The organism is Paenibacillus piscarius (assembly GCF_022234545.1).
Classification (GTDB): domain Bacteria; phylum Bacillota; class Bacilli; order Paenibacillales; family Paenibacillaceae; genus Paenibacillus_AQ; species Paenibacillus_AQ piscarius.
On sequence record NZ_JAIEUI010000003.1, the window covers coordinates 396,828 to 422,954 of the forward strand.

24 protein-coding genes are annotated in these 26,127 nt (G+C 56.9%); 17 read left to right on the forward strand and 7 right to left on the reverse strand.

From position 1 onward, the window contains the following. The first annotated feature begins 24 nt into the window (after positions 1 to 24). Both K1558_RS07770 and K1558_RS07775 read left to right on the forward strand, forming a co-directional pair. Positions 25 to 687, forward strand: coding sequence for an oxidoreductase (locus K1558_RS07770; RefSeq protein ID WP_238650824.1), 663 nt, complete (start codon positions 25 to 27; stop codon positions 685 to 687). Positions 688 to 803: 116 nt separating this feature from the next. Next, the gene (locus K1558_RS07775; RefSeq protein ID WP_238650825.1) at positions 804 to 1,184 is read left to right on the forward strand and encodes a RidA family protein; all 381 of its coding nucleotides are present in this window, start codon (positions 804 to 806) and stop codon (positions 1,182 to 1,184) included. A 95-nt stretch (positions 1,185 to 1,279) separates the two neighbouring features. On the opposite strand, the gene K1558_RS07780 is transcribed toward K1558_RS07775, so the two are convergent. Beyond that, positions 1,280 to 2,038, reverse strand: a complete 759-nt coding sequence (locus tag K1558_RS07780) for a tryptophan-rich sensory protein (RefSeq protein WP_238650826.1) — start codon at positions 2,036 to 2,038, stop codon at positions 1,280 to 1,282. A gap of 240 nt (positions 2,039 to 2,278) precedes the next feature. Here K1558_RS07780 and K1558_RS07785 point away from each other — a divergent pair, with 240 nt between their 5' ends. From K1558_RS07785 to K1558_RS07795, 3 genes are all read left to right on the forward strand, one after another. Beyond that, on the forward strand, positions 2,279 to 4,729 hold the full coding sequence (locus K1558_RS07785) for a glycoside hydrolase family 31 protein (protein WP_238650827.1): 2,451 nt from the start codon (positions 2,279 to 2,281) through the stop codon (positions 4,727 to 4,729). Between the two features lie 292 nt (positions 4,730 to 5,021). Next, on the forward strand, positions 5,022 to 8,111 hold the full coding sequence (locus tag K1558_RS07790; RefSeq protein WP_238650828.1) for an SNF2-related protein: 3,090 nt from the start codon (positions 5,022 to 5,024) through the stop codon (positions 8,109 to 8,111). 59 nt (positions 8,112 to 8,170) lie between these two features. Beyond that, a complete protein-coding gene (locus tag K1558_RS07795; RefSeq protein ID WP_238650829.1) occupies positions 8,171 to 9,064 on the forward strand; it encodes a hypothetical protein in 894 nt (297 codons plus the stop codon). 724 nt (positions 9,065 to 9,788) lie between these two features. Here K1558_RS07795 and K1558_RS07800 read toward each other — a convergent pair. Both K1558_RS07800 and K1558_RS07805 read right to left on the reverse strand, forming a co-directional pair. Next, positions 9,789 to 10,451 (reverse strand): GTP pyrophosphokinase, encoded by a 663-nt coding sequence (locus K1558_RS07800; protein ID WP_238650976.1) that lies wholly within the window; start codon positions 10,449 to 10,451, stop codon positions 9,789 to 9,791. Between the two features lie 229 nt (positions 10,452 to 10,680). After that, complete coding sequence (locus K1558_RS07805; RefSeq protein WP_238650830.1) at positions 10,681 to 11,055, reverse strand: hypothetical protein; 375 nt, start codon at positions 11,053 to 11,055, stop codon at positions 10,681 to 10,683. A gap of 245 nt (positions 11,056 to 11,300) precedes the next feature. Here K1558_RS07805 and K1558_RS07810 point away from each other — a divergent pair, with 245 nt between their 5' ends. Genes K1558_RS07810 through K1558_RS07820 form a run of 3 tightly spaced genes read left to right on the forward strand, consistent with a single transcriptional unit; the run spans position 11,301 to position 13,327 of the window. After that, on the forward strand, positions 11,301 to 12,116 hold the full coding sequence (locus K1558_RS07810) for a zinc ribbon domain-containing protein (RefSeq protein ID WP_238650831.1): 816 nt from the start codon (positions 11,301 to 11,303) through the stop codon (positions 12,114 to 12,116). A gap of 36 nt (positions 12,117 to 12,152) precedes the next feature. Further along, on the forward strand, positions 12,153 to 12,971 hold the full coding sequence (locus tag K1558_RS07815) for a TrmB family transcriptional regulator (RefSeq protein WP_238650832.1): 819 nt from the start codon (positions 12,153 to 12,155) through the stop codon (positions 12,969 to 12,971). Positions 12,972 to 13,021: 50 nt separating this feature from the next. After that, positions 13,022 to 13,327: a hypothetical protein gene (locus K1558_RS07820; protein ID WP_238650833.1), complete on the forward strand. Its 306-nt coding sequence runs from the start codon at positions 13,022 to 13,024 to the stop codon at positions 13,325 to 13,327. 206 nt (positions 13,328 to 13,533) lie between these two features. Here K1558_RS07820 and K1558_RS07825 read toward each other — a convergent pair whose 3' ends face one another. Beyond that, positions 13,534 to 14,481 (reverse strand): diacylglycerol/lipid kinase family protein, encoded by a 948-nt coding sequence (locus K1558_RS07825; RefSeq protein ID WP_238650834.1) that lies wholly within the window; start codon positions 14,479 to 14,481, stop codon positions 13,534 to 13,536. Between the two features lie 96 nt (positions 14,482 to 14,577). Further along, positions 14,578 to 14,916 (reverse strand): DUF4870 domain-containing protein, encoded by a 339-nt coding sequence (locus K1558_RS07830; RefSeq protein WP_238650835.1) that lies wholly within the window; start codon positions 14,914 to 14,916, stop codon positions 14,578 to 14,580. Positions 14,917 to 15,344: 428 nt separating this feature from the next. Between K1558_RS07830 and K1558_RS07835 the strand changes: the two genes are divergently transcribed. From K1558_RS07835 to K1558_RS07875, 9 genes are all read left to right on the forward strand, one after another. After that, complete coding sequence (locus tag K1558_RS07835) at positions 15,345 to 15,533, forward strand: hypothetical protein (protein ID WP_238650836.1); 189 nt, start codon at positions 15,345 to 15,347, stop codon at positions 15,531 to 15,533. Between the two features lie 416 nt (positions 15,534 to 15,949). After that, on the forward strand, positions 15,950 to 16,999 hold the full coding sequence (coxB, locus tag K1558_RS07840) for a cytochrome c oxidase subunit II (RefSeq protein WP_238650837.1): 1,050 nt from the start codon (positions 15,950 to 15,952) through the stop codon (positions 16,997 to 16,999). Between the two features lie 128 nt (positions 17,000 to 17,127). Further along, entirely contained in the window at positions 17,128 to 18,966 is a 1,839-nt protein-coding gene (gene ctaD, locus K1558_RS07845; protein WP_238650977.1) for a cytochrome c oxidase subunit I, read from the forward strand. A 6-nt stretch (positions 18,967 to 18,972) separates the two neighbouring features. Continuing rightward, the gene (locus K1558_RS07850) at positions 18,973 to 19,599 is read left to right on the forward strand and encodes a cytochrome (ubi)quinol oxidase subunit III (protein ID WP_238650838.1); all 627 of its coding nucleotides are present in this window, start codon (positions 18,973 to 18,975) and stop codon (positions 19,597 to 19,599) included. Positions 19,600 to 19,603: 4 nt separating this feature from the next. Continuing rightward, a complete protein-coding gene (locus K1558_RS07855) occupies positions 19,604 to 19,930 on the forward strand; it encodes a cytochrome C oxidase subunit IV family protein (RefSeq protein ID WP_238650839.1) in 327 nt (108 codons plus the stop codon). 27 nt (positions 19,931 to 19,957) lie between these two features. Continuing rightward, a complete protein-coding gene (gene ctaG / locus K1558_RS07860) occupies positions 19,958 to 20,866 on the forward strand; it encodes a cytochrome c oxidase assembly factor CtaG (protein ID WP_238650978.1) in 909 nt (302 codons plus the stop codon). 36 nt (positions 20,867 to 20,902) lie between these two features. Then, complete coding sequence (locus K1558_RS07865) at positions 20,903 to 21,367, forward strand: DUF420 domain-containing protein (protein ID WP_238650840.1); 465 nt, start codon at positions 20,903 to 20,905, stop codon at positions 21,365 to 21,367. A gap of 303 nt (positions 21,368 to 21,670) precedes the next feature. After that, positions 21,671 to 22,381 (forward strand): hypothetical protein, encoded by a 711-nt coding sequence (locus tag K1558_RS07870; RefSeq protein ID WP_238650841.1) that lies wholly within the window; start codon positions 21,671 to 21,673, stop codon positions 22,379 to 22,381. 28 nt (positions 22,382 to 22,409) lie between these two features. Next, complete coding sequence (locus K1558_RS07875) at positions 22,410 to 23,411, forward strand: phosphotransferase enzyme family protein (protein ID WP_238650842.1); 1,002 nt, start codon at positions 22,410 to 22,412, stop codon at positions 23,409 to 23,411. Positions 23,412 to 23,617: 206 nt separating this feature from the next. On the opposite strand, the gene K1558_RS07880 is transcribed toward K1558_RS07875, so the two are convergent. Both K1558_RS07880 and K1558_RS07885 read right to left on the reverse strand, forming a co-directional pair. Continuing rightward, on the reverse strand, positions 23,618 to 24,400 hold the full coding sequence (locus tag K1558_RS07880; RefSeq protein WP_238650843.1) for an MBL fold metallo-hydrolase: 783 nt from the start codon (positions 24,398 to 24,400) through the stop codon (positions 23,618 to 23,620). A gap of 113 nt (positions 24,401 to 24,513) precedes the next feature. Further along, positions 24,514 to 26,103 (reverse strand): methyl-accepting chemotaxis protein, encoded by a 1,590-nt coding sequence (locus K1558_RS07885; RefSeq protein ID WP_238650844.1) that lies wholly within the window; start codon positions 26,101 to 26,103, stop codon positions 24,514 to 24,516. Positions 26,104 to 26,127: the final 24 nt, after the last annotated feature.

Sequence of the window (26,127 nt, forward strand, 5' to 3'; positions counted from 1 at the left end):
GCTGAACAATAAGGAGGGAATCCGGTGACAAGGATTGCGCTGGTATTGGGAGCTACAGGTCTGGTCGGCCGTGCGCTGACCCGGGATCTGCTTGCCGGGAATTGGGATGAGGTCCGGGTGCTGGTCCGCCGGCCGCTTGAGCTTAGGCATCCTAAGCTCAAGCGGATTCAGGTGGATTGGGACCGGCTGGAGCAGTACGGAGAGTCATTCGCCGGTGTCTCTGCGGTGTTCTGCTGCCTGGGCACGACGATTAAGAAAGCTGGCTCGCAGAAGCAATTTGAACGGGTCGATCTGGAGTATCCGCTCGCGGCGGCAGCTCTGGCCAAGGCGAAGGGCGTGAAGCAGTTCCTGGCTGTCTCCTCCATGGGAGCGAACGCGAAATCGCGGACCTTCTATAGCCGGACCAAGGGACGGACCGAGGAAGGGCTGATTGCCGCCGGCTTCCACGGGCTGCATCTGTTCCAGCCCTCCCTGCTGCTTGGCGAGCGGGAGGAGTTCAGGCTGGGTGAACGGGCGGCCGCCGTGCTGATGAAGGCGCTCGATTTCGCCATGGTGGGCAAAACCGCGAAATACCGGGCGATTCCTGCGGCTACAGTGGCGCGGGCCATGATGAATATTGCCCAGGCAGAGACCGGCGGTGTTCATATCTACACGAATGATGTTATTCATGTCATCGGCAAGCATTAGCGGATCGGCTGAAGAGGGTTTGCCAACAGCAGATCTCTGGACGTACAATGAGACCATTCATGAATCTGGCTCGGCGGTCCCAAGGCCGCAGGGTGAGCCATCAGGAGGAGAGAAACATGACTAAGAAGCAAGTAGCTACAAGCAAAGCACCAGGAGCCATCGGCCCCTACAGCCAGGCAATTGTTGCCGGGAACTGGGTGTACACCTCAGGCCAGCTCGGCATGGACCCTGAGACGGCAGTGCTGCCGGAGAGCGTACAGGATCAGGCGCGCCAGTCGCTCAGCAATGTGAAGGCCATTCTGGAAGAAGCCGGGGCCTCTATGGAGCATGTGGTGAAGACTACCGTGTATCTGAAGGACATGAACGACTTCGCCGCCGTGAACGAAGTATACAGCAGCTTCTTCACCGAGCCGTATCCGGCCCGCAGTGCTGTGGAGGTTGCGCGCCTGCCTAAGGATGCGCTGGTGGAGATTGAAGCCGTAGCCCGCAAGAAATAAGCATAGCTTATAAACATTACGAATCCCCCGCGCCTGAACAGGCTGCGGGGGATTTGTGCTGAAGAGCCGGATCATGAGGGTGACTGCATCCCTGTCTAGTAACTGCTTCTGCGCGGGGTGAGCAGCAGCCAGATGCTGTAGAGCAGGAGAAGCCCGGCGGCAATCAGCCCGGTGAAATACACTTCGTTGGTATCCTTGTGTTCCACTGCAATGGCAATGTAGGCCCAGACGAAGACCAGCGGATAGATGCTGTCCCGGTAGGGGAAGCTGACCAGCACAGCCAGCAGTGTGCCCACACAGAGCATAATGACCGCCCAGAACGGGCCGCTGAGCCCGAAGCCGCCCCAGTCGTTCTTCACCAGCACTACGCTGACATTAACAATGGTGGCGACAGAGATCCAGCCGAGGTACAGACTGAACGGCAGCTTCACCAGCCATTTCTCGCCGGTTGTGGGATTCGGAATGAAGCGGGTCCGGCGGTAGATGACGATCAGGGAGATTAGCAGCAGCACCATGGCCGCCAGCGACAGCTCGATATGCAGATAGTGCCAGAGGATCAGCCAGCCCATATTGAACAGACAGCTTAGCATGAACCAGATGCCGATCCGCTGCACGGAATCCCTTCCTCCGGCGGCGCTGCGGAACTGGTAGATCACGAACCCGGCCAGCAGCAAGTAAATGACGGACCAGATGGAAAAAGCATAACCGGCCGGAGTGAGATACGTATGATACCTGTCCGAAATTTCAGCGGTGCTGTTCCCGCCCAGCGGCAGTGCAACCGACAGGGTGTTGACGGCAATGACGCCCAGGAACAGCAGCAGATTGCCCCATTTATAAGGATTGTTAGCACTCATAGAATCACTCCCTAATGTGGAATAATAACGCGTTCTTAACCTTGGCCTATATAAAATATACCCGCATTGCCAGCGGTTCAGACCCATTTTGTCAAAAAAATGACTGACTAGTCATAAGTTTGGCGGATAGCAATCCGCAGGGTCGGGGTAATATGTAGCAGGAAGAGGCAATGAAACAGAGGTCACGGGTTCCTGGAGCGTCCGGGATCTACCTTTAATCATGGAAGGGGACTAGAGGATATGGAGAGCAGCGAGGCGATCCGCCCCGAGAAGATGGGGCCGTTGGTGATGAAGGAGACATGGAATACGCCGGGAAGCGTAGTCTCCTGGGAGCGGTCTGAGAATGTCTATATCGTGCGGGGGGAATGCGCAGGTATGGTATTTATGTTCCTTAGCGATGATATGTTCAGGATGAAGGTCTTCCACGGCAGTGTGCCGGATCTGACCACCTCGGAGGCGGTGCTGAAGGATTGCTGCATTCCGCATCTGTTCCCGGTGGAGGAGACCGGGGAGGAACTGGTCTTCAGCACGGGTGCCATCCGGCTGATTATTGAGAAAACTTCTTTTCAGCTCCGTGTGGAAAATACCTCCGGCAAGGTGATTATGCAGCAGAATCTGACCAGCTGGAACCCGCGCGGTGCGAGCCATGCGGAATATGATATGCAGCCGGACTCACATTTCTACGGGCTGGGGGAGAAGTCCAGCTTCCTGGATAAACGGGGCGAGCGGTATACGAACTGGAATACCGATGTATTCGCCCCGCATCTGCCGGAGATCGAAGCACTCTATGAATCGATTCCGCTGATCATTCACATGCACGGCGAACTCTCCTACGGGCTGTTCCTCGACAACACGGGCCGGAGTGATTTTGATATGCGCTCGCATGGGGTTGCTTTTACCATTGGCTGCTCTACCGGAGCTTACGATGTTTATTTCATTAACGGCCCTGAGATGAAGGATGTGGTCAAAAGATACACTACGCTCACCGGCCGGATCGCGCTTCCGCCGAAATGGGCGCTTGGCTACCACCAGTCGCGTTACAGCTACATGAATCAGCAGGAGGTGCTGCAGCTGGCCCGCACCTTCCGGGAGAAGAGCATCCCGTGCGATGTCATCTACCTGGATATTCACTATATGGATGAATACCGTGTATTCACCTTTGATCCCGTTAACTTCCCTGATCCGCAGAAAATGATCCATGAGCTGGGGGAGCTAGGCGTGCGCATTGTCCCGATTGTTGATCCCGGCGTCAAAAAGGACCCGAAATATGAGGTCTATAAGCAGGGGGTGCTGGAAAAGCATTTTTGCCGCTACCTGGAGGGTGAGCTCTTCTTCGGGGAGGTGTGGCCGGGCATCAGCGCTTTCCCTGATTTCAGTGACAGCCGGACCGCCGAGTGGTGGGGTGACCTGCACAAGTACTATACCGATCTCGGAATTCAGGGCATCTGGAATGATATGAACGAGCCGGCCGTGTTCAATGAGAGCAAGACGATGGATCTGGATGTGATGCATTTCAATAACGGGCGTCCGGTGACCCACGAGGAATACCACAACCTGTACGGGATGATGATGTCTAAAGCGACCTATGAGGGGCTGGCAGAGCATATGGGCGGGGAGCGCCCGTTTGTGCTGACCCGGGCCGGATATGCGGGCATTCAGCGGTATGCGGCTGTATGGACCGGGGACAACCGCAGCTTCTGGGAGCATATGGCGATGGCGATGCCGATGGTGCTGAATATGGGACTGTCCGGACTGGCCTTCTCGGGGCCGGATATCGGCGGATTCGCCCACCATACGTCGGCACAGCTGCTGGTGCGGTGGACGCAGATGGGGGTCTTTTTCCCGTATTGCCGCAATCACTCCTCCATCGGAACACTGCGCCAGGAGCCGTGGTCCTTCGGGGAAGAGGTGGAAGGGATTCTGCGTGAATTCATCGGCCTGCGCTACCGCTGGATGCCGCATCTGTACAATCTGTTCCATGAGGCTGAGAAGTCCGGCCTGCCTGTAATCCGCCCGCTGGTGCTCGAATATCCGCGCGATCCGCATGTGACGAACCTGTGCGATCAGTTCCTGCTGGGCGAGAATGTGCTGATCGCTCCGGTCTACCGGCCGGATACGGATCACCGCTCGGTCTATCTGCCGGAAGGCTGCTGGCTGGATTACTGGGACGGGGAGGTCCATGAAGGCGGACGCCATATTCTGGCCGCTGCGCCGCTGCACATCATGCCGATGTATGTGAAGGCGGGCAGCTTCGTCGCAGAGGGCCCGCTAAGGCAGTATGCGCTTGAGGAGACGGAGGAGACGGTTATCTTCCATCTCTACGGGGCAGAGGCTAGAGCGGGCTTCTCGGCAGCCTTCAGGCTGTACGAGGATGACGGCCACAGCTTCAGCTACCGCAAGGGAGAATATACGGAGCTTGCTGTGCAGGCTGAGGGAGGAGACGGGGAGCTGGTGCTGAGCTGGATGTATGAGGTGCATGATTACAAGCCGCGGCGGGATAAGCTGCGCTTCGCCCTTTGTTATCCATTCCTCACTGCCGCTGCGGTGGAGGGGCTGACAGAGATCAGTCTGGAGGAGCTGAACGATGGTTCGCTGGGCTGGGCGCGTAACGGCAAGAACGGGGCGATGATTATCCAGGTGGCGGATACCCCGGAAGGCGGAGAGCTGCGGATTCGGGCGGAAGCCGGGTAGGAAGAGGCGGAAATCACCGGATGGATTGTTCGTCAGAAAGGCCGGATTCCTTCTGTGCAGAGGCGAGTCCGGTTCTTTGGGCTGTATTGGGCACCGTCAAGAGGAGTGCTCTTGCCTCACTTTCTCTGATTTGCAGAAAAATCTGCAGAAAATCAGGAAAATAATGCGGAAGTGTTTTTAAAACGGGGTTTTTTCGTATAAGATGAAGGGATGAAGAAAGCACAGAGGAACACAGTCTTCCATTCAGGGCAGGCTGGTTCTTGCTGTTGGCTCAAAGGAATGGAGATCATCAATGAATAAGCATCTGTATGCGATATGGTTAGGGGACGTGTTATTCTGCTTCTCGGGCGAGACCTCCGAGCCGAGAGTGGATGCATGGACGCGTGTGGTCAAGCGGCTGGAGCTTCGCGGCGGCTGGCGCCCTTTGGCTGGAGCGGCACTGCGGCTGGCGGAGGTGAAATATCCTGCGGCTCCCCCTGCGGACGGCAAGCCTGCGCGGCGCAGCATGCCCGGACGTACCCTTGAGGGCCTGGCGCTGTCCCCGAAGGACGCTTTCGGGCTGCTGCTGGCCTGGGATGAAGAGGCGGTCCGTGCCCAGGGGATTGAGCCGGGCGGCGAGCTGCGCTACTGGGCGGCAGCTGCACGGTTCGCGCTGGAGCTGATGGGCAAGGGGGCCATTGTGCCCGGCGCCCGCATTCCGCGCATGGTAGGCTCGCGGCGGCGCGGCGGTGAGCAGGCGGCAGCGGTATGCTGGTCGCCGTCCTTCCGGGATACGGCGGACCGTGAATTCTTCCTGCAGCTGGCGGCCTCCATGCCGGTGCTTGCCCTCGGTACACCTGCCGCCGGGGAAGGCGAGATGTCCTCTCGTGAGGAAGCCGGCGCTTACGTGCTCTATTCCTTCCTCCAGGCAGTCATGACCGCCGAGATCAGGCAGGTGACAGCCGCGCATGAGAGCGAGCTGGCGGCATACAAGGCCAACTACCGACGCGGCTACTCCCCGCTCACAGAGCTGTGGTGGAACAGCCTGCTTACCGGCAGCCGGGATATTCCCGTACAAGGCACACCGGCGGAGGTGACGGAGCTGCTGGAGGTGGTGAACGGCACAGCGGACCATGAGATGCCGCATTTCGAGACGGAGGAAGCCGGCAGCGGACAGCTGAGCCTGGGCCTGCGGCTGGAGCCGCCTGAAGAGGACAGCGAGCTGTGGCGGCTCAGCTTCTGGGCGGAGAGCCGGGAGGAGGCTGAATTCTGGATTCCGGCGGAGACGGTCTGGAGCAGCCGGGAGCGGGAATTCACCCTGTGGGGCAAGCGCTACCGCAATATCCAGCAGCAGCTATTAGCCGCGCTGGGACGGGCGGCGAAGCTGTCTCCGGATATTCAGCGGGCGCTGGGCGAACCGGCGCCGGGCGGAGTCGACCTGCCGCCCGAGCGGCTCTATGCCTTCCTGAAGGAGACGGTCCAGCAGCTGCGCGAGCGGGGAATTACGGTGCAGATGCCTTCGCGCTGGAGCCGTGAAGGCCGGCGGAAGATTGGCCTGAGGATGCGGATGCAGCCGCCCGGCGGGGGAACCGACGGCCCGGCTCACTCCGCCCTGGGGATGGAGGAGCTGATCTCCTTCCGCATGGAGGCTTCCCTCGGCGATTCGGAGATCACGGAGGAGGAGCTGAATGCTCTGGTGGAAGCGGGCGTGCCGTTTGTGCGCTTCCGGGGAGAATGGATTGAAGTGGACCCGAAGGAAGTGCGCCAGGTCCTGAGATATATGAAGCGCAGCGAGAGCGGAGAGATGACGGCAGCGGAGTGGATGCGTCTTACTGCGGAGGATGGCGCTGAACGGCTGTGGAAGGGCATGTCCGTGACGGGGATGGAGACCACGGGTCTGCTCGCCTCGCTCATGCACGGCGATGTGCTGCGCGGGCTGCCGCTGCGTCCGGTGCCGGATGGCCTCAACGGAACGCTGCGGCCTTATCAGGAACGGGGCTTCCAGTGGCTTGCGGCGCTCAGCAACCTCGGCTTCGGAGTCTGCCTGGCCGATGATATGGGTCTGGGTAAGACGGTCCAGGTCATTACCTGCCTGCTGGACCGGGCGCTGAGTGCACCGCCCGGAGAGAGGCAGGAGCCTGTGCTGATCCTCTGCCCGACCTCGCTGCTGGGGAACTGGCAGCGGGAGCTGCAGCGGTTCGCTCCCTCGCTTAGTGTGCATATACATCACGGCGGCCGCCGGGTACGCGGAGAAGGCTTCAGGGAACTTGCCCTCAGCCATGAGATTGTGCTGACGACCTATCACCTGGCCGGGCGGGACAGCGAGGACCTGGCCGGAGTGCACTGGTCCACTGTTGTGCTGGATGAAGCGCAATATATTAAGAACCACCGCACCAAGCAGGCACAGAGCGTCATGAAGCTGACGGCACCGCACCGGATTGCGATGACCGGGACACCGGTGGAGAACCGGCTGGGGGAGCTGTGGTCGATTTTTCATTTTCTTAATCCCGGGTATCTGGGGACGTATCATTCCTTCCGCCAGCGCTATGTATCGGGAGAGGGCGGCGAGCGTCTGCAGGAGCTTCACCGCCTGGTCTCGCCGTTCCTGCTGCGCCGCCTCAAAAGCGACCCGGATATCTCAAAGGATCTGCCCGAGAAGCTGGAGCTGAAGTCCTATTGTCTGCTGACAGAGACGCAGGCTGCGCTGTATCAGGGAGTCGTGAATGAGATGCTCGGCGTTATCGGTGAACGCACGGGCATGGCCCGGCGCGGGCTGGTGCTGTCTTCCCTGACCAAGCTGAAGCAGATCTGCGATCATCCGCAGCTGTTCCGCAGCGAGGAAGGGCGGAGCCTGCGCAGTGAATCCTCCGGCAAAATGGATGTCATGTTCGAGGTTCTGGACAGCATCTCCGAGCTGGGTGAATCCGCGCTGATCTTCACACAGTATGTGGCGATGGGCGAGCTGCTGGTCAGCCGTCTGGCCAGACGTTACGGCCGGGCCCCCCTGTTCCTGCATGGCGGCATTCCGAAGCGGGAGCGTGACGAGATGGTGCATGCTTTTCAGGAGGGTGAGGGTCCGGCATTCTTCGTCCTCTCGCTCAAGGCGGGAGGTGTAGGCCTTAATCTGACCAGGGCCAACCATGTGCTGCATTATGACCGCTGGTGGAACCCTGCCGTAGAGAACCAGGCAACGGACCGGGCCTTCCGCATCGGCCAGCACAAGAATGTACAGGTGCACAAGCTGATCTGCCAGGGAACGCTGGAGGAACGGATCGATGAGCTGATTGAACGCAAAAAAAGCCTGTCCGAGCAGGTCGTCGGCTCCGGCGAGAACTGGTTGACCGAAATGTCGAACCATGAGCTCAAGGAACTGATCGAACTGCAGGGCCAGGATTGGATGTAGACGGGCTATGAAGGTGTAAACAGGGCGAAGAGTTGTGAGGCTGAAGGAGGGTGACATCGATGAGTGAGCTGCTGGAGCTGCGGCTGGAGGTGCTGCCTGGAGTGATAAAAGCCACGGGCAGTGTGATAAGCGCTGCGGCGGATGAGGCAGGGAGACCCGGTGTTGAGCAGGGAGAGCATAGTGAACAGAAGCGGCGGGTGCGGCAAAGTGTGCCGGAAGGACAGCGTGAGCTGCGGCAGAACGTGCCGGAAGGACAGCATGAGCTGCGGGGCACAGAGGGCAAGGAGCAGCAGCAGGTGCGGCGTGAAGTTGTCACGCTGCGGCTGGTGGAGTGGCCTCCCGCCCGCAAGCGTGATGTGCTGAGGTTGTTCTCCGGGCAGCCGGGCGGGCTCTACGATCTGCTGCAGGGCAGCGTAGGCGGTGTGCTGGGCGGGCTAGAGCTTGTGCCTGCGGATGCGGAGCTGGAGCAGGCCATTCTTGAACAGGGCAGGGGCCTGCTGCCCGCCGCAGAGCTGCTGCATGGCATCAGGCAGCAGCTGGTGAAGGAGCCGCTGCTTGCGCTTGCGCTGCGCGGCTTGTCCAAGGAGGAGCTGCTCTCCGGCGTATTCGCCCTCTGGGCGGATCAGGAGCTGGAGCAGCCCGGGGAGGAAGGGCCGCCTGCGCCTGTGTCGCTGGCGGCCGAGCTGGCCCGGCTGGAGCGCAAGGGCCCGGCCGTCTCCTCCGGCGAATGGCTGGCCGAAGCCGCAGCCGAAGGCTCGCTTCACCAGCCGGGGCCGCTATTCCACGAGCTGGCTCCCCGGCCGTTCCCGGCGCTGCCGGAGGTAATGGAGCCGGAAGAGGACTGGAGCGCGCTCCTGCCGCAGACTCCCAAGGCGCGCGAAGGGCTCGCTCTGCTGATGCGCCGGGCGGCCGAGTCCGCCGCCCGGCGTGCGGCAGACCTGAACAAGCCCTAACCGTCTGCCCATGCGGGCAGACCCCGCGCATAAGTAAGTTGGTGGAACGGGGAAGAAAGGGATAAATCCCACTAATCCGGTCTGAAGTTGGCGGGACGGTGAAATGAGAGGGATAAATCCCACTGATCCGGCCTGAAGTCGGCGGAACGGTGAAATGAGAGGGATAAATCCCACTAATCCGGTCTGAAGTTGGCGGAACGATGAAATGAGAGGGATAAATCCCTCCGGGGAAGCAACTGCTGCAGGTAGCAGATTGGCAGGAAAGTTGGCGATAGGAGAAATAGAAGAAATGATATGTTACTTGTATGTCCGGAGCGTGTAGATGTCTATTCAGAGGAACGCTTCTTGGGAGCACGCCAACCGGCCGACAAACTTGATGAAACACTGGGGATTAGACCAGACTAGCAACTAGCTCAGAAACGGATCACAGAGGAACAGAGGAATTAAAGCGCACAAGTACCCCTGATTCCAGCAGATGCCCGCCAAACGAGAGAATGAGGTGCACTAATGCCCCGGATTTCGCCGAAAGTCAGCTAATCGCGAAATTCAGGTGCACTAATGCCCCTCATTCCGCCGAAAGCCGGTCAAACGCAAAAATGAGGTGCACAAGTGCCCTCATTCTTGGTGACCCGGAAGCGGGTCAGCGTCAGCTATAGAGTGTAATACGCGCGCCCAAAGCTCCCTGAGACCCGTGACACTCGCTTATAAGGCTCTGAAACCCCGCTTAAGACTCGTTAAGGCTGCCGTTCTCGGACAGCTCCAGAATCTCGCGGCGCAGGCGGAGCATCCGCTGGTCCAGCTCATCGGCGGCGCGTGCGGCTTCCTTCAGCTCCTCGGCCACATGGGCGGGCAGCTGCTTGTCGAATTTGTAGTAGAGGATATGCTCCATGCTGGCCCAGAAATCCATAGCGAGCGTCCGGATCTGCATCTCAGCCTTCACCCAGCGGGTGCCGTCAAGCAGTACCAGCGGGACGGCGACGATCAGATGCAGGCTCTGGTAGCCGTTCGGCTTCGGATGGGCGATGTAATCCTTAATCTCCAGTACGCGGATATCCTCGCGGGCGCACAGGTGATCCACCAGCCGGTAGATATCCTTCACGAAGGCGCAGACAATCCGCATCCCTGCGATGTCGTGAATATGCTGCTCCATGTTCTCCAGGTTGAGCTCGATGCCCTTGCGCTGCATTTTGTGGACGATGCTCTTCGGCTCCTTGATCCGGCACTTCACATGCTCAATCGGACTGAAGCCGTCACGCACCTGCCACTCTGTGCGGATAATCTCAATTTTATTCTCAAGCTCATTCAGAGCATGTCGGTACAGCGCAGGCAGTGCCTTGAAATTCTCCACCTGCTTGGCGAAATCCTCGTTAATCTGCCACTTCTGCATATCCTTCACATGGACCTGCAATTTGTTCAATGTAACCTGTGTACTATCATTTTCTTCCACTTATACTCTCCCGGTTTCGTTATTTGTGATTCTATTTTAACCGATGTACAGCCCCGGAAGCAAAATAAAACCGGAACGTTGCCGAAGAGAAACATTCTGCCCTGAGCCGCGTATAGCTCATTATATGCACAGCAGCCCGGGTACGGGACAGCGCGGCAGGGCAGCGCGTTTATTTGTTGGTGGGTGATCCGCTGCCGTAGCCCTCGTCTTCGTAACCCGCATTTTCCAGCTTCTGCAGGACGTTCAGCCCCTCAATCTGCCGGCGTGTCTCCTCTGTGCCGTGATCGTGCAGGTACTGGAATACGCGGATGGTGGCGTCGTCGAACTGCTCGGCAGCATCATCATGATCGGCGGACTTATAGGGGACAAAAGCGCGCCGGAAGGCATAATCGTCCTCCCGGGACAGCTCATTCAGCAGGTCTTGAAGCACGGTCAGCTCCTCCCCGGACAGCAAAATTTCATATTCATTGGAGTCGTTGCGCGTCTCCTGGATCAGGCCGTGATTCACAGCTACGAAATACCGTTTGCGGTTACCGTCAGGCAAAGTGATCCCTCCATTATGTTCAGGTGATGTACCTGGGCTGAGGCGGATTGCCCGTTCACTCGGGACAGGGGGCAGGAACCGCCTATGCTTGGTATTTACCACCTGAGGGCAAATAATGAATCTGGCCTTAACTTTTGGTATGATAGAGTCACGTTTCCGCTGCCGATTGGGGCGGTAAGCATGGATGAAGGGTATATGCGGCTGGGATCAGCCTATTTCTCACTCTGGAGAAGGAGGAACTTACAATGAATTTACTGCAACGCATTAAAGACGGTGCCAGCCGGGTGAGTGAAAAAGCGCAAAGCTCGGTGGAAGTGAGCAAGCTGAATGGGCAGATCTCTGACCTTGAACATGAGATGCAGGTAGAATTCCTGAAGATGGGGAAGCTGTTCTACGAGGGGTATCGTTCGAGGGACTTGTCGGCGGCCGAGGGCCCGATGGTCGAGCTGGCACGGGCCTGCAACAAGCTCCAGGAGCAGATTGACGGCGTACGTGCCAGAATTGCCGAGCTGAAGAATGAGCGGCTATGTACCTGCGGCCGGGTTGTGGCGCTGGATGCCAATTTCTGTCCGCACTGCGGGCGCAAGCTGGAGCCGATTCCGCTGCGCAAGGAGCCGGCGGCTGACGCAGCCGCAGCACCCTCCGCCTCTGTGCCGGAAGCCAAAGTACACACGATCCTTCAGCATGAGGATGAGGAGGATCAATACTACGGCGAGGAAGAGCTGACCGAGGAGGAGCGGGAACTGGCCCGGAGAATGGAGCCGCGTACACCATATGCCAGCGTACTGCCGGAAATTGAGAAGGAAGAAGAGCCTGAAGCGTTCGAGCCGGTAGCTGCAGGCGGAGACCGCGGACGGCGCGATGCCGATGAGCTGGAGCGTGAACGGGAGCGGCAGCTGGAGCTGGACCGCCGCATCCGCGACTGGGAGGCCAGCCGGCCGGCTGATGAACCTCCGGTGCTTGAAGGGGAGACCCGGGAGATTGTGAAGTGCCAGATCTGCCGCGCAGATCTGCCGAAGGGCTCCATGTGGTGCCCGCGCTGCGGCTCGGAACAAATCTAGAAAGGGTTGTATAGACAGCTTAGGGGGACAACATAGATGGAACAGTTGCTGCTGCATCTTCGCAATTTGGGTTTCACCGAGATGGAATCCAAAATCATGGTTGAGCTGGCCACCAAAGGCCAGGCTTCGGGCTACGAGGTGGCAAAGCAGCTAGGAGTATCGAGATCGAACGTATATGCGGCGCTTCAGCGCCTGACCCAGCAGGGCTACGTGCGCTGCGGGGAAGGCGAGCCGGCGCGCTACAGTGTGCTCGAGCCGGAAGAGCTGGCAGCAGTCATCTCCGGCCGGGTCCAGGCCTCGCTGGCGTATATGGAGAGTGAGATGCCGCGCGGCGGACCGGTCAGCCCCTCCTTCTACAATGTGGAGGGCGACCGCAATGTGATGGGCGAGCTGGTGCGCCAGCTGGGTCTGGCCGCCCAGGAGATCGTAGTTGATGTATGGCGGGAGGAAGCTTCGCTGCTGCGCAGCGAGCTCGAACAGGCGGAGCTGCGCGGAGTGAAGCTCCTGTGGGCCTTTGACGGCGGAAATGCCGTTCCGGCGCCTTATCCCGTCTGGCCGCCCCTTCCGGGCAAGCCGCAGCGCAGCGGCGGCCGGAAATTCTCCTTCGTCATTGACCGGAGCTGGTGCATGCTGGGCATGCGTTATGAGGATGGAACTGCTCAGGCGGTTGTTACAGAGCATCCGGTGCTGGTGGAGCTGCTGCTGAACCATTTTACCCAGGAGATGGTGCTGTTCGAGCTGGAGGAGGACATGGGGCCTGAGCTGCAGAGGCGCTACGGGGAACGCTACAGCAAGATCTACAGCAAGTATGTGCTGCATGACCAGGAGGGCGCGGGCGAAGACCCGGCGGAGTGAACTCTGTGTGATGTGTGGTCTAAGGCAGGCAAGTAAGGGAGGTGACAAGCATGGAGTGTATTGTTCATTTTGAGGTGCATCACCCGGAAGGAATCAAGCCGCTGCGCGGACTGTTGTTTCTGGAGGAGGGCAAGACTCCCGGAGAACAAGAGCTGGTGGAGATGTTCAAGGACATGAAGTTCAATGTGCGGCTGGAGGACCGGGAGAGGTGGGTCTTCAAGCCCGCAGCGCCGGGCGAGAATTATTCGGAGATCCGCATTACCAGCTTCGATAACGGCAAGAAGGGCAGCCAGCCGGAGGGCGAGCTGAAATCAATTGTCGGCAATCTGCTGCCCCAGAAGCGGGCGGGACTGTAGCAGGAGAGTTGCAAAGACAGTGCAAATAGCAGGCCTCGGGGTTCGTGACTCCGGGGCCTGTTGTTTTGGTGGGTGCGGGTACTGAGATATGCGGAAAAGCGGTCACTTGTGGTGAGCGCGAAGGTGTATAGAAATCCGCGCCAAAAACTCCCCATGCAGAGCGGACGGATAACTCTGTCTGCATGGGGGCTTAAGTGCGGCCTGGCTTAGCCGCCCGCCAGGCTGGGCCCGGGCGCTTCTTGCGCCCCGGCTGCCGCCAGCGGCGACAGCACGCGCAGCGCCCCCGGCTCGCAGGCCACGGCCAGCGGCGCCGTGCCCAGCGCTTCGCCGTCGCCGATGGCGTGGCGCGGCTCCGCGAAGCGGACGGCTGCGCTATGGCCGCGCAGCATAGTGACATAGGGCAGACGCGTGTGCCTGCCCTTCACCACGGTCGGGAACAGCCGCAGCAATTGCCAGCGGCTGATCCCGTGCACGACGCAGACGTCGAGCACGCCGTCGGCCGGCTCCGCCTGCGGGCAGATCAGCAGCCCGCCGCCGTAGCTGGGCAGGCTGCAGACCGAGACCAGCCAGGCCCGCTCGAAGGTCTGCTCCTTCCCGTCGCAGGTGACGCTGACCCGGCAGGGCTTATACGTCATCAGCGTATGCAGAATGCCGATGATATAGGCCAGACGCCCGGCTCCTATGGCGTTGCACAGGCGCTTGTAGCGGCTGCCGTTCACATTGACGGCGACCTGGGCGTCGAAGCCGCTGGCGACCGCCGTCAGGGTCAGCCGGCCGGAAGCGGAGAGCAGGTCCGCTTCGAGGCAGCGGCCCTGCAGCGCGGCGTCCAGCGCAGCCTCCGGCGCAAGCGGGATGCCGAAACCGCGCGCGGTGTCATTGCCCGAGCCCGCCGGTATGACGCCGAGCGGGAGTCCGCTGCGCCGCAGGGCGCCCAGCACGCTGTGGATCGTACCGTCGCCGCCGATCACAAGGACGGCGCGCCAGTCCTCGCGGCGGTTGAGTGCGCGGCGCACCTGGCTCTCTGCGCCTTCTGCACTCTGCGTGAACAGCGCTTCGTAGGGCAGGGCCCGCGCCTGAAGCAGAGTCTCCACGGCGTGCCAGGTCCGCTTACCCGCTCCGCCGCCGGAGCGGGAATTTATGATGAACAGATACATGGATGTTCCTCCAGCCTGCAGATTCCTGAATGTCTACTCCATTGTAAGGAGCGGATAGGCAAAAGGGAATCTTTTTGTGCTGAGCAGGGGAACAGACTAGAGCTGCCGCAGCTGGCTCTCGGCGAGGGGGCCGGCCCAGGGAAGCTTGAACCATCTTCCGCCCAGGGCATGGTAGATCATCAGCAGCCAGACGGCGAAGCCGGTCAGAGAGAGCAGGGCGGCCACCAGGGGGCCGAGCAGCGGGATGAAGCCGCTGACTACATGGAATACCATCAGTGCCCCGAAGGCAATCAGTGATTGCAGGGAATGGAACAGGACGAAGCGGCTGCGCTTCTCCAGCGCGAGGAAGATAATGGGGCCGATGAACGGAATGAAGTAGCATAAGGCAGCGGCTAGATTGTCAGGCAGTCCGGTGGATGATCTGAAAGGTGACACAAGGCTCACTCTCCTTGAGTTAGGGACAAAGGGAGATAAACAGGCTGTATTCCTTAAGAGCCTATGAGGAATGCAGGCGAAGTATGAGCGGGGGAGGGAATCTGTCCAATAATTTCTGCCGGATTGGGTACACTAGAACCTGTAGCACAAACAGCTTGACAAGCATATCCTATTAAAAATTTCCATTTGCATATTTTACATGGAAAGGTGGAAGTTGCGCCGGAATATGCTACAATATAACGATAAGGCCTGGAAGGAGTGATTCAGCAAGTGGCTCTTCGGGTAATTAAAGTGTCAAGGCGTCCGGCTTAGGACAGCCTAACTCTCAGCCCAAATCACGGCCTGCATGTCTAGGTTACGGCGGACTTTTCATCATGCATTCTCTACAACGGAGCATTCATTTTCAATGTTTTGGGAGGGAACTGATCATGGCAAGTAAAGGTCATAACGAAGTCAAGGAAAGCCTGCGGGAAATGACACGAATTTTCCGGCCCAAAGATCCCAAGAAATTTGTGAAGGAGTACGTCCGGAAGTACCGGATCACGGGAGGCTATGAAGAAGAGCTGACCCTGGTTGTGGAGCATGAACTGGTTAGAATGAATTCCTCCGTTTCCTGAAGGGACAGAAGCGGACAGACCGGCTTGTCCGGTTTCGTGCCTGGTGATTCCGGCAATGAAGCGATGAATTGAACATATCCATGAGGATTCTCATAGACCGTTCCCGGGCGGCGTGCTGCCGCTGGAAGCGGTTTTTTTTGTATGCTTTTTGTATGCTGGAAGTCACAAGAATGTCAAATGAATTCATAGACACAATTACCGGTGAATACGCTTTAAGAGTATTGTAACAGTTTTTGAATAATTTTGAAAGCGCTTTTAAATTCAGTGCTGACAAGCATTCTGTGATTCGAAAATGATAATGTGAAATTGTTGTGAACGATTGACAAAATATGAGGCTGAACTTATATTATTAGTGATTGTTATAATTGACAGGAAAATACTCTAATCTACGAATTCGGGAAAAGCGGGGTAGATCTATGATGAAAATGTGGCAGGCCGGAAAACGCCTTCTTCCCATGACCGCAGCGCTTGGACTCATTTTAGCCGGATGCGGACGTGAGGACTTGTCGGTGCTCAGACCGCAAGGACCCGTAGCGGAAAGCTCGTATGGACTGATGAAGCTGTCGATCACGATTATGATCGTGGTGCTTCTTGTCGTCTTCTCCATTGCAGCTTATGTGTGGATTCGTTTCCGCCGGAGAAAGGATCAGGACGAAATTCCTAAGCAGGTGGAGGGCAGCTTCAAGCTGGAGGTCATATGGACCGTCATCCCGCTCATTCTCGTCGTTATCCTGGCGGTTCCGACAGTGAAGGTAGTTTTTGCTGCGGGCAATGATCATTGGGATGATAAGGATGCCATCAAGGTCAAGGTGACCGGCCACCAGTACTGGTGGGAGTTCGAATATAAGGATTACGGGGTGACGACCGCTCAGGATCTGATCATTCCTACAGGCAAGAATATCTCCTTTGAGCTGGGCACCAGTGATGTGCTGCACTCCTTCTGGGTGCCTTCGCTGGCGGGCAAGATGGATACCAATCCTGACGGAACGGTCAACCGCTTCAGCTTCAGTGCGCCGAATGAAGGCGTTTACCGGGGCAAGTGCGCGGAGCTGTGCGGGCCTTCCCACGGCTTCATGGAGTTCAAGGTGAAGGCGGTCAGCGGTGATGCCTTTGAGAAGTGGATCGCTTCGATGAAGGCTCCTGAGTCCGTCATGCCTGCCGATACGGCTTTGGCTGAGAAGTTCAAGTCCCAGTGCCTTAGCTGCCATGCGATCGGAAGTATGCCTGCTTCCCCGGCGGCTCCAAGTCTGACCGGGATCGGTTCCCGTGAATCTGTCGCGGGGATTCTGCTGAATGATGACACCCGTGAGGACGGGGCTCCGGTGCTGGAGAACCTGAAGACCTGGCTGCATGATCCGCAGAGCGTGAAGCCGGGCAACACCATGCCGAATCCGAAGGATCTGGGCTTAACTGATGCAGAGATCGACGGAATTGCCGAATATCTGGCCGGGTATACGCTGGATTGAAGCCTATAACCTAAAGTGATAGCAGCATATTTGAAAAGGGGGTACGTACCTTGGCTCACGCAGCGCAATCCCTGCAGCCCTCCCAGCCTTTGAAGCCTGGCCACAACGTCAAACGGCATACTGGGCTAATGGACTGGATCACCACCGTTGACCACAAAAAAATCGCCATCCTCTATCTCTGGGCCGGCGGACTCTTCTTCGGCATCGGCGGTCTGGAGGCCATTCTGATCCGTATTCAGCTGATCAAGCCGATGAATACCTTTCTGGATGCCCAGACTTTTAACGAACTGATTACGATGCATGGCACGACCATGATCTTCCTGGGGGTCATGCCTATCATCTTCGCGCTGATGAATGCGGTGATTCCGCTGCAGATCGGCGCGCGCGATGTGGCTTTTCCTTTTCTGAACGCGCTGGGCTTCTGGACCTTCCTGTTCGGCGGCCTGCTGCTGAACCTCAGCTGGGTGATGGGCGGCGCGCCGGATGCGGGCTGGACAGCATATACCCCGCTCTCGGGTACAGGCTACAGCAAAACGCACGGGGTGGACTTCTATACGATCGGGCTGCAGATTGCCGGTCTCGGTACACTCATCGGCGGCATTAACTTCCTGGCAACCATCATTACGATGCGCGCGCCGGGGATGTCCTTCATGCGGATGCCGATGTTCGCCTGGGCGACCTTTATTACTTCAGCTATTATTCTATTTGCCTTCCCTGCTGTCACTGTCGGTCTGGTCCTGCTGACCTTCGACCGGATTCTGGATGCCAACTTCTTCAATGTGGACGGCGGCGGGAACCCGGTGCTGTGGCAGCATATCTTCTGGATCTTCGGTCATCCCGAGGTCTACATTCTGATTCTGCCGGCCTTCGGGATCATCTCCGAGGTCATTCCGACCTTCTCGCGCAAGCGGCTGTTCGGATACAGCTCCATGGTCTTCGCGACTATCCTGATCGCCTTCCTGGGCTTCATGGTCTGGGCGCATCATATGTTCACCACCGGCCTCGGTCCGGTAGCGAATGCCCTGTTCTCGGTATCGACGATGCTGATCGCCGTGCCGACCGGTATCAAAATCTTCAACTGGCTGTTCACCATGTGGGGCGGACAGGTGCGCTTCACCACTCCGAACCTGTTCGCGGCCGGCTTCATTCCGACCTTCACGATGGGCGGGGTGACGGGCGTCATGCTGGCTTCAGCGCCTGCGGACTTCCAGTTCCATGATACTTATTTCGTCGTGGCGCATTTCCACTATGTTATTGTCGGCGGTCTGGTGCTCGGGCTGTTCGCCGGGCTGCACTACTGGTGGCCGAAGATGTTCGGGCGGATGCTAAGCGAGACGCTTGGGAAGTGGACCTTCTGGACCTTCATCATCGGGTTCCACCTGACGTTCTTCGTGCAGCATTTCCTGGGACTGATGGGGATGCAGCGGCGGGTATTCACCTATCTCCCGAACCAGCAGTTCGATACGCTGAACCTGGTCAGTACCGTCGGTGCTTTTCTGATGGGGGTAGGTACGATCATCTTCTTAACGAATGTGATTCTGACCTCCAGACGTCCTGCAGGTGTGCCGGATGATCCTTGGGAAGACGGGCGGACGCTGGAGTGGACGATTCCTTCGCCGCCGCCGGAATATAACTTCAAGCAGACACCGCTGGTGCGGGGCCTGGATGCCTTCTGGAAAGAGAAGATGGCCGGACACAAGGCCATGACCCCGGCCGAGCCGGTCGGCTCCATCCATATGCCTTCCCCGACGATTCTTCCGTTCATGATGTCGGTGGGCATCTTCATCGCCGGTCTGGGCTTCATGTTCAGCCGCGATGAGTTCAAAGATAGTATTATGAGCTTCCTGTTCAATAACTATATTGTTACGGCGCTCGGGTTGCTTATTACCTTCGGATCGATGCTGGTGCGGTCGCTGTACGACGATCACGGCTGGCATATTGAGCCCGAAGAGCTGGAAGGAAGGTGAGCGGATATGACAACAGCACATGCTGAAGCGGCGGACGGAGCACTGCCGCATGAACCGGAGAAGGCGACGCTGGAAGGACGCAATAAGGTGCTGGCCTTCTGGCTGTTCCTTGGCGGGGAAGCCGTGCTCTTCGGCACCCTGTTCGCCACCTTCCTGGCGCTGCGCAACCAGACGAATGACGGACCTACCGCGAACGAACTGTTCCATCTGCCGCTGGTCGCGGCTGCAACCTTCCTGCTGCTGGTCAGCAGCTTGACCAGTGTGTTCGCCATCCAGGCGATGCACCAGGGGAATGTTGTACGGCTGCGGAACTGGCTGGTGGTAACGGTGCTGCTCGGACTCGCCTTCCTGATCCTGGAGATCTACGAGTTCAGCGTCTATGTGAGACATGAGGAATTCGGCATGACCACCAGCGCATTCAGCTCGGCCTTCTATACCCTGGTCGGGTTCCACGGGGCGCACGTGGCGTTCGGAATTGTCTGGATTGCTGTGCTGATCGGCCAGCTGATGCACAAGGGGCTGACGGTGGTCACTGCACCGAAGATCTATGTCTCGGCAATGTATTGGCACTTTATAGATGTCGTGTGGGTCTTTATCTTCACTGTAGTATACCTGCTCGGAAAGGTGGGCTGAAGCCATGACAACGAATCAGCATTCGTCCTCCGGTTCTCCGGTGAAGCACCGGCACCGTACGGAGGGGCCGCAGCGGCATATCGTCGTGTTCGTGTTCTCGGTAATTCTGACCCTGATCGCCTTCGCTGCAGTAGCTGCCGGAGGGGTGAACGCCACCTTTGCTATTATTCTGCTGCTGGTGATGGCCGTGCTGCAGGTGTTCCTGCAGATGGGCTTCTGGATGCATCTGAAGGATAAAGGGCATATGATTCCGATTATCTTCATGCTGGGCGGCTTTTTCATCGCAGGGACTTGCATTGTAATGGCGCTCTACTGGGTATGGTGGGATTAATAACGGTCCGGGGAGGTCTCGCGTATGCTGCCGGGATTACAATATTTCAGCTTTAGTGAATTATGGAGCCCGCTGTTTCTGGCCGTGATGCTCCTCCTGACAGCCGGATATTTCGTGCTGATCGGACCGCTGGCCTCCCGTCTCGGAGGCAGCACTGCAGTCCCCTTCTGGCGGAGGGGGCTGTTCTTATGCGGAATGCTGGCGCTCTATCTGGCCCAAGGCGGACCGGTCAGCCTGCTCGGGCATATCCTGTTCTCTTACCATATGGTCAGCATGGCGCTGTCCTATCTGGTGGCGGTCCCGCTGATTATGCTGGGGATCCCCGACTGGTGCTGGCGCGCCATGCTGCGGGTGAATCCGCTGGAGGGTTTGGCTTTTCTCGCGAAGCCGGTTGTGGCCGCCCTGCTGTTCAATGGCCTGTTCTCGCTCTACCATATCCCTGTGATCCATGATTATGTCATGCTGAACTTCACGGTCCACCGCCTGTATTATGGCGTTCTGTTCCTCACCTCCGCGCTGATGTGGTGGAATCTGATCAATCCGCTGCCGGAATACCGGGCGCTGAGCGGACTGGGGCAGGTGGGCTTCATCTTCCTGAACATGGTTCTGCTGACACCGGCCTGCGGGCTGATTATCTTTGCCAGTACTCCCTTGTATGCTACCTATAGCGATCCCGCGATCTGGGCGAAGGCGATGGGGTATTGTGTGCCTCAGCGTCCGGAGGCGTTATTGCAGGCTTTTGGCGGCCCCGGCTTCTTCGGCACCCTGTCCCCCAAGGTAGATCAGCAGGTGGGCGGCATCGTGATGAAGTTCATTCAGGAATTTATTTTCGCCTCGATGCTTGCTTATGTGTTCTATCATTGGTATAAAAAAGAGAACGGACAGGAGGACACGGAGGTGTCCGCACCATCCTCTGCACTGGCGGAGGAGGTCTGACCTACAATGAGCTGGTAAGTACCGAGGGGGATATTCATGGATATTTTCACATTGTTTCCTACGATCAGCACCTCATTCATCGTCATCAGTGCGGTGCTGGTAGCCATCGGGTGGAGACAGATTATTCAAGGCAAGCGTGAGGCACACAAGAAGACCATGATTGCGGCTGCGGTGGCAGCGATTCTCTTCTTCCTGGTGTACTCTTCCCGGACGATATTCGTGGGGAATACGTCCTGGGGCGGCCCGGAGAGCCTGACGACGATCTACCATGTCTTCCTGATCTTCCACATTGTGCTGGCTACCGTCGCTGCCGTCTTCGGCATTACCACGCTGACGCTCGGCTTCAAGGCCAAGTATGCCAAGCACCGCAAGTGGGGGCGGGTAACGTCTGTCATCTGGTTCATCACCGCCATCACGGGCGTCGCCGTCTATGTATTGCTGTACATCTTCTACCCGGGCGGCCACACGAAGCCGGTCTGGGAGATCATCCTTGGCGCTTAGGCCGTGGGAGTCCTTGGTTAGCAAAAAAGCCTGTTCATCTAATCCGCGTTTGCGGGGGATGGACGGGCTTTTTGAAATGAGGGGCCGGGAGCGTACGGGCTCAATGTAATCGAAAAACCGATCACATTGCGCTCACAGGAAGGTCCGTAACCAAATATAGTCGAAAAACCGATCACAATTCGCTCATGGGAAAGCTCGTGACCAAATGTAATCGAAAAACCGATCACATTGAGCGTGCGGCAAGCGTGTAGGCCGAATAGTTATATAACTATGTGCAAATTTATGGAGAGGCAGGGCTTGCTATTGAAGCAGATCACTTTTCAGGAAATGAAACAAATCGACAAAGAAGTGATTACAGCTGAGAACTTTCATAGCATAACTTCAAAAAGATTCTATCCGCCATCTGAACAAGACGAGAGCAGCATTAAATTGATGATCTTGAACAGTATCGGTATCCAAGCCGCGCTCGCACATAAATATTTCTGCCAACGTAACTTTAAGTCTACTCATTCTACGAATGGGCAGATTGTACTGTTCTCTGCGGATATTGACGAAGCGGGGAACGGGCTTGCCATGATTTTCGACAAGGTCTTTATTTCTCTCCGGGAAGATGGGCGACCGATGAATGTACAGGTTAGTGAGCCTAATGCTCTGGCGCTTCAGGCCTTCTCAAAGCTAAGTGCGGACAATCGGATCAACCCGGTTATCCGTCACTTTTACCATGATAGGACATTCGTTCAAGACTTCACGCATAAAGCATATTTTGAGATAGAACCGGATCATAGGGAAAGCGAGCCAAATGATTTTTATAATTATTTATTGCAAGGCTCTCTGATACCGTCGTATGTTAATCCATTATCGATTGATGTGAGCGGTTTAACTATGGAGGAAATTGAGCAGGATGACCTTATCCGGCAGCTTGCTGCACAGGTGAAGAACCTCTATTTTGTCATTTACGAATCAGGAGATCCGGAATATCCTATCTTCGGTAAAAATTTAACGAGGTATATTTAATAACTAATGGGTAATAGAAAGCTTGCCCATGGACCCACACATCAAACGAATGTTCCTGGACGAACATGCTGCTGAAGGTGCTAGGCGCTTTGGGACTAGTCTCGAAGATCTGACCTTCATTGGTGGCTTTCAAAACTTTATATACTCTTACATTCTGGATGAATCCCAATACATTCTTCGTTTTACTCCTGGAACGCTTCGTACCTCTGAAGGACTTGCAGCCGAAATCGAATGGATTCGTTACCTCGCGGAGTATGGGGTGTCCGTTTCAGCTCCGGTTTTATCAGTGAACGGAAAGGATTTTGAGCGTATTCATGGGAATCCGATGGATTATTATGCAGCCTCCTTCAATTATGTACACGGCACAAAAATTGGATATCCGGAATGCTTGAGAAATCCGATGTTATACGAACAATGTGGGCGTGTTACAGGCCGTCTTCATGAATTGAGCAAGCGTTACAAACCGGTATCCAGAAGACATACCTGGGAGACTAATGAATACCTTGTGCAAGCGAAGGATTATTTACCGGCGGAGCTTGGACCCATTTTGCATGCCCTTGATGAACTAAAAGCAGAGTTGGCCAGTCTGCCTGTAACCTCAGATAATTTCGGTTTAATTCACGGTGATATCAACGTAGGTAATTTCATGGTAGACGATTCAGGGCAAATAACGCTCTTTGATTTCGATGAGTGTCAGTACAGCTGGTATGCTGAAGATGTTGCTATCCAGCTCTATTACTTGTTATATGTATTTGGGGAAGATTCGAGGTCTGAGCGTAAGGAGCAATACGAGCTTTTTATCCGGCATTTCGAGTTAGGCTATACTGAGGATGGCCGGCAGCTCCCTGATGGCTGGAAGCGTCAACTGGATTTGTTTCTTAAACTGCGTGAAATTATCGTAGTCGTCGGCATGCACCGGAGTTGGGATTTAACACAGGCCGACGGTTGGACCCGTGGGTTCTTGCAAGATAGTACGGTGCGCATTACCAAGGGGATTTCGTTAATCGAAGGTTTCAGCGAAGAGGGGTAACGATGATAGTTGGAAAAAGCACACTTAATTCCAGCGAAACGGGAACTTTCCGGCAAGTAGTTGGAAAAAGTCCACCTAATTCCACGCTTCTTACGAAACCGGCTGGAATCTTAGAAATTAAGTGTTGTTTTTCCAACTGCTGCTTATGAATGGTCAAGTCCTGCCAAATTAGATGTGCAAAATCCACTTATCTTAGCCCGCCATGTTCAAAACTGCACACTGAAGCCGTTGAACTGGTGTATCCCCGTTCCGAAACGATCAAGCCCCTGTTCCTGCAGATACCGTGCTGCCCGTTTCGCTTCCAGAAGTATCTCAGGATCAAGTCCGAGGGTGTGGTGTGAGCCGAAGACTTTGCGGACGCCGTCAATATCTGCGATGCGCAGCAGGGAACGCGTCAGATCAGCGGGATTCGTGGAAGGGTAGAAGGCATAGACGGGCAAGGTGTCATAGAGAAGATCGCCACTGAACAAGAACCCACGGCGCTCGTCCCAGAAGCACAGATGCCCCGGTGAATGCCCGGGTGTGTGATACACCGTGATGATCCGCCCCCCGCCCAGGTCAATCCGATCTCCGTCGCGAAGCAAGCCTGCGGGTTGTCCCTGGTAAGGTGTGTAGGTAGAAGGATCAAACGTCTCCGGTGCCGGGCGTGTGATGTCTCTGCTGATATCCCGGCGAATCTGCTCCAGGGACAAGCCCTGAATACCGTGAATTAACCAATTCTGATCGGCTTCGTGCACATAAATCTGCTCGAATTCCCCATGGCTGCCGATATGATCCGTATGGACATGAGTGGTAAGAACATCTATGGGCAGAGGAGTCAGCTGGTCGGTGATGCTGCGGATATTTCCTATGCCAAGCCCAGTATCAATCAGCGCCGCCTTGTCCGCTCCGAGCAACAGGAAGGAATGCACCTGCTCCCAATGTCCGTATTCGCTGATAGCAAAGGTTGAATTATCAATCGCTGTTACTGTAAACCAAGAATCATTCATTAGGCATCCCTCCATTGTTTCATGATAAAGCATACCCGTCTGCTTGTGCAAAAATATCCCAAAAAACCTGCAAGCTCCCTTCGGGAGCCGCAGGTTCCCATAAGTGGCAGCAATTACAGCCGGAACGAAGACACGCTGCCCTGCAGCTCCTCGGCCAGGCTGGCCAGGGACTGGGCGGAGGAGGCGGTCTCCTCGCTGCTGGCCGCTGACTGTTGGGTGGTGGCGGAGATGCTCTCTACCGCTGCCAGCACATCGGTGGACTGGGCGGCCTGCTCTTCGCTGGCTGCGGCAATTTCGGAGATCTTCTGGCCGGCATTGTTGACCATCGTCACAATCTGGTGGAACGATGCCCCGGTCTGCTGCGACAGCTCAGCGCTCTCCTGAACCGCGCTCACGCTGGAGCGTGTATTCACCTGCATCCCCTTGATGATGCTGGTGATCTGCTTCGTGGCCTCGCCGCTGCGCTCGGCAAGCTTGCGCACCTCATCGGCCACGACAGCGAAGCCGCGGCCCTGTTCGCCTGCTCTGGCTGCTTCAATCGCGGCATTCAAGGCGAGCAGGTTGGTCTGATCGGCGATATCCTCGATGACATCGATGATCTCGCCTACCTTCTGGGAATCCTCCTCCAGCCGGGACATTTGCCCGCTGACGGTTCTCATGCTCTCCATGGAATCCTGGATGATACGGTTTCCGTTCTCGGCAATCGACACAGTCTCATCGGAGATGACCGAGGCCTGCTCCGTATTCTGGGCTACCGAGTGGATGGCGCTGGACAGCTCTTTGAACAATTCGCTGATCGTTCCGGCATCGTTCGCAGTAGTAGTGCTGCCGCTGGCCACCTCCTGTGTGCTGGCGGAGATCTCCTCTGCGGCGGCGGACAGGCTCTGGGAATGCAGCAGGATCGCACCCACCGTCTGGCGGAGACTGGTGACCATCTCATTCACCTTGGCTGCCAGCATCCCGATCTCATCCTTGGTGTCGATGTCGGCCTGGCTGCGCAAGTCACCGCCAGATACCTTGGAGAGAATCTGGACTACCTTGGCCAGCGGCTTGGAGATAATCCGCGAGATGATATACCCAAGCAGAATGCATAGAATGACCGCGGCAATAATGATTCCTATGGTAATATTGCGGGCCGAGCTGAACAGGGCAGCGCCATCTTGTCTGGCCTGATCCGCCTCCTGGGTATTGATGCTAATCAGCTTGTTCAGAATCTCCTTCAGCGTATCCCCCTGGCTGTTCAGCGTGCTGCCGCGCAGCATCTCCAGCAGCTTATCGTCCTGTCCGGACAAGGAGAGGCTGACCAGGGAATCATAGGTGTTCAGGTATTCATTCCAGGCTGCTTCAAACGGCGCAATGGCCTGCACCGAATCCTCGCTCAGTTTAGTTTTGCGGAAGGAGGCGATGCTGTCCAGCACGTTTTGCTTTTCTCTTTTATAATCCTCGATCCGCTGCTGCCGTTCTTCCGGCGTCTTCTTGACGTATAAGTCCCTGACGATCACGCGCATGACAGAGAAGCTGTTCTGCGAGCTCTGAAGGGAAGAGACAGGCACCAGGTTGTTCACATACATATCATCCAGGCTCTTATTGATCGAACCCAGGTTGCCCAGCCCGTAGAACCCGACGAAGGACAGAATGGACGCGACAACCAGGAAGGACGAGATCAGCTTCACGCTTGTTTTTAAGTTATAGAACCATTTCATATCGGTTTCCCCCAGTACTGCTGA

Bases quoted from the DNA above. Each gene is read 5' to 3' on its own strand.
- K1558_RS07885 (WP_238650844.1), bottom strand. From the start codon at position 26,103: ATGAAATGGTTCTATAACTTAAAAACAAGCGTGAAGCTGATCTCGTCC.
- K1558_RS07795 (WP_238650829.1), top strand. From the start codon at position 8,171: ATGAGTGAGCTGCTGGAGCTGCGGCTGGAGGTGCTGCCTGGAGTGATA.
- coxB (WP_238650837.1), top strand. From the start codon at position 15,950: ATGATGAAAATGTGGCAGGCCGGAAAACGCCTTCTTCCCATGACCGCA.
- K1558_RS07785 (WP_238650827.1), top strand. From the start codon at position 2,279: ATGGAGAGCAGCGAGGCGATCCGCCCCGAGAAGATGGGGCCGTTGGTG.
- K1558_RS07875 (WP_238650842.1), top strand. From the start codon at position 22,410: ATGGACCCACACATCAAACGAATGTTCCTGGACGAACATGCTGCTGAA.
- K1558_RS07780 (WP_238650826.1), bottom strand. From the start codon at position 2,038: ATGAGTGCTAACAATCCTTATAAATGGGGCAATCTGCTGCTGTTCCTG.
- ctaD (WP_238650977.1), top strand. From the start codon at position 17,128: ATGGACTGGATCACCACCGTTGACCACAAAAAAATCGCCATCCTCTAT.
- K1558_RS07835 (WP_238650836.1), top strand. From the start codon at position 15,345: ATGGCAAGTAAAGGTCATAACGAAGTCAAGGAAAGCCTGCGGGAAATG.
- K1558_RS07880 (WP_238650843.1), bottom strand. From the start codon at position 24,400: ATGAATGATTCTTGGTTTACAGTAACAGCGATTGATAATTCAACCTTT.
- K1558_RS07775 (WP_238650825.1), top strand. From the start codon at position 804: ATGACTAAGAAGCAAGTAGCTACAAGCAAAGCACCAGGAGCCATCGGC.
- K1558_RS07800 (WP_238650976.1), bottom strand. From the start codon at position 10,451: ATGCAGAAGTGGCAGATTAACGAGGATTTCGCCAAGCAGGTGGAGAAT.
- K1558_RS07850 (WP_238650838.1), top strand. From the start codon at position 18,973: ATGACAACAGCACATGCTGAAGCGGCGGACGGAGCACTGCCGCATGAA.
- K1558_RS07815 (WP_238650832.1), top strand. From the start codon at position 12,153: ATGGAACAGTTGCTGCTGCATCTTCGCAATTTGGGTTTCACCGAGATG.
- K1558_RS07790 (WP_238650828.1), top strand. From the start codon at position 5,022: ATGAATAAGCATCTGTATGCGATATGGTTAGGGGACGTGTTATTCTGC.
- K1558_RS07865 (WP_238650840.1), top strand. From the start codon at position 20,903: ATGGATATTTTCACATTGTTTCCTACGATCAGCACCTCATTCATCGTC.
- K1558_RS07825 (WP_238650834.1), bottom strand. From the start codon at position 14,481: ATGTATCTGTTCATCATAAATTCCCGCTCCGGCGGCGGAGCGGGTAAG.
- K1558_RS07820 (WP_238650833.1), top strand. From the start codon at position 13,022: ATGGAGTGTATTGTTCATTTTGAGGTGCATCACCCGGAAGGAATCAAG.
- K1558_RS07810 (WP_238650831.1), top strand. From the start codon at position 11,301: ATGAATTTACTGCAACGCATTAAAGACGGTGCCAGCCGGGTGAGTGAA.
- K1558_RS07855 (WP_238650839.1), top strand. From the start codon at position 19,604: ATGACAACGAATCAGCATTCGTCCTCCGGTTCTCCGGTGAAGCACCGG.